The 3,356-nt window shown below is 40.1% G+C and carries 4 protein-coding genes and 1 pseudogene; all 5 read right to left on the bottom strand.

Features of this window, described 5'->3' with window-relative positions; translation table 11 throughout:
* Positions 1 to 899: toprim domain-containing protein (locus HMPREF3034_RS01305; protein ID WP_062432562.1), on the bottom strand; the 899-nt coding region annotated here is incomplete at its 3' end.
* A gap of 75 nt (positions 900 to 974) precedes the next feature.
* Positions 975 to 1,139: a hypothetical protein gene (locus tag HMPREF3034_RS12470; RefSeq protein WP_156431015.1), complete on the bottom strand. Its 165-nt coding sequence runs from the start codon at positions 1,137 to 1,139 to the stop codon at positions 975 to 977.
* A 16-nt stretch (positions 1,140 to 1,155) separates the two neighbouring features.
* Positions 1,156 to 2,346, bottom strand: coding sequence for a primase-helicase family protein (locus HMPREF3034_RS01300; RefSeq protein ID WP_062432559.1), 1,191 nt, complete (start codon positions 2,344 to 2,346; stop codon positions 1,156 to 1,158).
* A gap of 3 nt (positions 2,347 to 2,349) precedes the next feature.
* The gene (locus HMPREF3034_RS01295) at positions 2,350 to 2,643 is read right to left on the bottom strand and encodes a helix-turn-helix domain-containing protein (protein WP_007174946.1); all 294 of its coding nucleotides are present in this window, start codon (positions 2,641 to 2,643) and stop codon (positions 2,350 to 2,352) included.
* 124 nt (positions 2,644 to 2,767) lie between these two features.
* Positions 2,768 to 3,325, bottom strand: a pseudogene (locus tag HMPREF3034_RS01290) (hypothetical protein); the annotation flags it as partial.
* Positions 3,326 to 3,356: the final 31 nt, after the last annotated feature.

The raw sequence follows: 3,356 nt of genomic DNA, 5'->3' as shown, positions 1-3,356 counted from the left end.
TCTGCTTTCTCTGAATGCTTGAATTCAGCACAAAGATACTCGTTCAAGTCCTTGAAACCATTGTATATAGTTGATGAATCCGTAACAGAATCCCGTAGTCTTTTTGATAATTGCAGGTAGGCATTTCTTCCTGCATCGTCATTGTCTAAGAAACATTGAACACTGTCATAGCGTGATAATCTCTCTATCGCCTTATGAATATTCGTTACAGAATTGAGTATCAAATAATCCTGTTGCCTTAGTCCGGTATTCTGTGGATTTTCTTTCCTTTTCAGTGTCATGAGTGACAGGAAGTCCATGAAACCCTCAAAAAGAAAACACGCTTTCTTTGGCTTGTCGGCATAGAAATGGCTGATATCTTTCGGTGCAATGCAGCCCTTGAAGAATGGATTGCGTAATTCGTAGCCACCTGCGATATTGGGAAAACCAATACCGAAGTAATGTTTGCCATTGGAGTCATAATGTAGTTCCTTACATACAGAAGCTGCCACCTCCAGATCAATACATCTGTCCCAGAGATATCTCATCAAAGCTGGGTGAGATAAAGGAAGTATTTGTAAATTCTCAAAATAGTTTGTTTGCTGTTTCTCCTTAATACCTGCAAATGATGTAGAAAATATGGATGTACAATTGGGAACATTATCCTCTATCTTGCGAATAAGATACGACACATCAGAGGATTTGTAGAGCAGTTCTGCTAAGTCTATGATGTTTCCACCCTTGCCAATACCGAAGTCGTACCATTGGTTACGCTCGGTGTTTACCTTGAATGAAGCATGGCTCTCCTGACGAAAGGGGGAAAGATACCACAACTTGTTGCCTTGTTGCTTAGTGGGAGTATATCCCAGACTTGCAAGAAAATCCTGCAACTTTATTGTTTTAATTTCTTGTATGTTCATATTACAATGAATTTGAATGGTTTGAAAAATTGATGATTTGATGAAAATACACATAATCGTTTCATAACAAACAGGTTACCTGTTCATCATGGTTTCATCACCGGACTTACCAAAAGAAAAATATGTATTTCTCTTTTGGCCAGTATCGTCTTTTCCTATCATCATTTTTTCATACTGATGAGTGGAAAGATGAACTAAATAGGCATTATCAGTCAATTTGTTATGTTTATTTTTCATCATTTCATCAAAATAATGATTAAATGTTCGCGAGTTGTTCTTTGGTTACGGTATAATACCTACCAGTCCGTTTGATGGGTGAGTAGTTCCGCAAGCTGTTATAGTCTATCTGATAGGTTAGATACGTCAGCGTGTTGGATGCAGGAGTGAGTTTCCATATATCCTGCACTATCCTGCGGACTTGGCTCTTGTCAGCCTTGCATCCAGTGTTGTTCAGCAAGCACACCATATCATTGATACAGAAGGAAAACTCGGTAACAGTCATCTGATCCATCACTTCCAAACAGAGTTCGGACATTTCCAACTCAATCTTGTTTCGGTTACTACGGATAATACGTTGCAAGGCTGGCGTAAAGGTCAGCTTGGGTGCAAACCACATACGGCTCTCTTTGTTAGTAGATAATGTGCGGTGCTGTAGAAAATAGAGAAAGGCTGGAATTTCGGCTTTCAACTTTTGCAGAAAGTCGGTATCGTCACTTTCCAGACGATTTATCTTCCTTACCCAATATCGGGTTTCTCCCATATCTATAATAACAGGGAGCAATTCGTTATTGGAACATAGCACGAACTTGGCAAAAAAGGAGATTTCATCTCGGTCTTTGCCCTTGGCTTCCACCTTATAGGAAAGTGTTGTACTAAGATTTTTCAATCGTTCACTATCCTCCCTGCGGTTGAGCAATACCTCATCTACAACAATAAGCAGTTTTCCCGCCCAATCCGCATTGAATTGGCTGCGAAAATCCTCGTTAGTGTTGAAAGTTACATTGTTCTGGAAAACGGCTTTAAGGAAATTGAGGAATGTACTCTTCCCAGTATTGCGTTCCTCTGACACCATTAGGAGGATGGGTAGTTTCTGCACGGGTTGGAGATAGAGCAACTGTAAATAGTCCATACCCAGCTCGTATTGTTCCCCGAAGATGTGACTTATAAGGGATTCAACGTGCGGAAACTCTCCCTCTTTTGGTTGGTGTCCTATTGGCTCGTAGAGATTGAGAAACTTGTCAATAACTGGTTGATAATTCACATGGTTAGGAACAGTACAGAAACCATCATACTTCGGTACAGTGGCAATGAAGTCCTTGCCATAGTCTTGCCGTAGCGTTTCGTTGTTCCATACGATACGCTTCTTGACGAAACCGCCATTGATGCGTGGTTGGTTCACGATCTTGTATAAGGTCGTGCCAACACGAATAAATTCTTCTTGTGCCATGAACTACTTCTGCATTAAAGGTTTGTTGCCCATGATATACCGCTGTGCATCTTGCGTTATCTGCGCAGAAGTTTTAATGGGATTCTGGCGTAGCCATGCTTCAAGTTCTGCTTTCTCAAAGTAAAGCATTTTGCCTTGTGGCTTGTAATGCGGTATCAGATTACCCGATGTGAGTTTGTAGAGATAACTCTTTGAGAGGTTTAAGAACCTGCTGGCTTCTTCAAAACTCAGCACATTCTTATTCATGAATACCATTTGTTCGAGTTCTTCAACTCGGGTTTCTAATGTTTTTTCCATATTGTAAACATTTTGAATTAAACAATATGAAGGTGCACCTTCGCTAATTATTTGTTAACGATGGCAAAATTAGAAACGATAAAAGTAAATGGCGTTGAGCGATGTTTGAGGTGTCAACCTATGCTCAACCTTTTTTCAGTTGTTTGATGTAGTTATCAATGGTTTCCCATCCTTTCGGTTGCTTCATATTGATTTGATCTGTTGCAGTGGAAAGGTCGGTGCGTGTCAGTGGCGTATCTTTTGTTTTCCCCAAGACAAGTTCATTACGAGCAATCGCAGATTGCCATTCATCAGTAATGAACCCTCGAAGATTAAGACTTTGCATGAGATATGCCAGTTGGCGGTTGTTGTTTGATTTCAGAACACCTTTTAGTTTACAAGCAAAAAAGTCTTTGAGTATCTTGGGAGATATGCGAGTAGTGAATAATTGAATTTCGTTGATGCAAGTGGTTAGAACCTCAATTTGCTCATCTGTAAAATCAGATTGAAATGGATTTGTTCCTTTACCAATGATGACCGGTTTCTTTTTCTGCTCACATGGGTCGTCGTTTATCAAGACTGAAGAGCGAGTCCGATCGGTTTGTACCTCTGTCAATTCAATTCTTTCTATTTCTGCCATGAGGTATTTTGCATAGCGTTCATATAGAATCGCATCGACAAGATACGAGAACATCGGTAGAACGAGACCTCTGCAAAACCTTCATTTATAGAGA

The organism is Prevotella sp. DNF00663 (genome assembly GCF_001553265.1).
In the GTDB taxonomy this organism is placed as follows: domain Bacteria; phylum Bacteroidota; class Bacteroidia; order Bacteroidales; family Bacteroidaceae; genus Prevotella.
This window is presented reverse-complemented; position numbering and strand designations above follow the sequence as displayed.